At 73.9% G+C, this 1,223-nt stretch carries 2 protein-coding genes; both read left to right on the top strand.

Annotated elements, in window-relative coordinates:
* Positions 1-8 precede the first annotated feature (8 nt).
* Entirely contained in the window at positions 9-146 is a 138-nt protein-coding gene (locus C5F48_RS23970; protein WP_308812785.1) for a winged helix-turn-helix domain-containing protein, read from the top strand.
* Positions 146-1,223: ATP-binding protein (locus tag C5F48_RS23965; protein ID WP_258186585.1), on the top strand; the 1,078-nt coding region annotated here is incomplete at its 3' end. The genes C5F48_RS23970 and C5F48_RS23965, both read left to right, overlap by 1 nt.

Genomic DNA, 1,223 nt, shown 5'->3' with positions numbered 1-1,223 from the left:
CGGAGCATATGTACGACCGCGACGCCGACCGCGACTTCCGCTCGATGGAGGTGGTGATCGGTCGCCTGCGCCGGAAGATCGGCGAGGCGCGCATCGAAACCCGGCGCGGCGAGGGCTATCGCCTGCTGCCCGGCGACCCGGCGTGATGCGGGTCCTCCGGACGGGGTCGATCCGCGGCAGGCTGCTGCTGTGGTCCGCGGCGCTGACCCTGGGCGCGCTGCTGGCGGCCTGGGGGGTGCTGTCGTCGCTCCTGTCCGATTTCGTCGATCGGCGGCTCGGGGCGGAGCTCGACGCCGCCGCCCGCGCGGTGATGGCGGTGTCGGACTGGGACGCGACCGGCGGCTTCGTCGTCCTGCCTCCCCCCGCCGACCCCCGGTTCGAGCAGCCGCTCTCGGGATGGTACTGGCAGGTGGCCGACGCGGAACAGGTGCTGGCGCGCGCGCCTTCGCTGGTGACGGGGAATCTGGGGCCCTCGGGGCTCGGCGTCCTGGGGCCGGACGGCGCATCGCTGATCTCGCGGGCGAGGGGCTTCACCGCACCGGGCGACGGGCGGGCCCTAACGGTGACCGTCAGCCTGCCGGCCTCCGAGGCCGCCGCGGAACTCTCAGCGATCCGTCGGCCGCTGCTCCTGGCCCTGGCGGTGCTCGGCGCGGCGCTGCTGGCGGCGCAGATCCTGGCGGTGCGCGCCGGCCTCGTCGATCTCGACCGCTTCGTGCACGCCATCGGCTCGGTGCGCGACGGCAAAGCGAAGACCATCCCGCTTCCCGAAGTGACCGAACTGCGCCCGCTGGCCGAAGAGCTGAACCGGCTGATCGCCGTGAACGCCGCGCAGATCGAGCGCGCCCGCGCCCATGCCGGCGACCTCGCGCATGCGCTGAAGACGCCGCTGGCGGTACTGGGTAACCGCGCCGGACCCGAGGATGCGGCGCTGATCGACAGGATGGACCGCACGATCCGCTGGCATCTGAAGCGGGAGCGCGCGGCCGCGGCGGGGCTCGATCCTGCCGCGTCCTGCGCTGTGGAGCCGGTGCTGGCTGATGTCGAGATGGTGCTCGCCCCCGAGGCGCGGCGGCGGGGCATCGCGGTGAGCGTCACGGCGCAAGACGCGCCCGACTTCCGCGGCGACGCCGACGACCTGGCGGAAATCGTGGCGGCGCTGGCCGAGAATGCGGTGCAATGGGCGGAGGGCTCGGTCACCGTGACGGCGACACGCGCGGCCTCGG

The organism is Cereibacter changlensis JA139, assembly GCF_003034985.1.
Taxonomy (GTDB): domain Bacteria; phylum Pseudomonadota; class Alphaproteobacteria; order Rhodobacterales; family Rhodobacteraceae; genus Cereibacter; species Cereibacter changlensis.
This window is presented reverse-complemented; position numbering and strand designations above follow the sequence as displayed.

Bases quoted from the DNA above. Each gene is read 5' to 3' on its own strand.
- C5F48_RS23970 (WP_308812785.1), top strand. From the start codon at position 9: ATGTACGACCGCGACGCCGACCGCGACTTCCGCTCGATGGAGGTGGTG.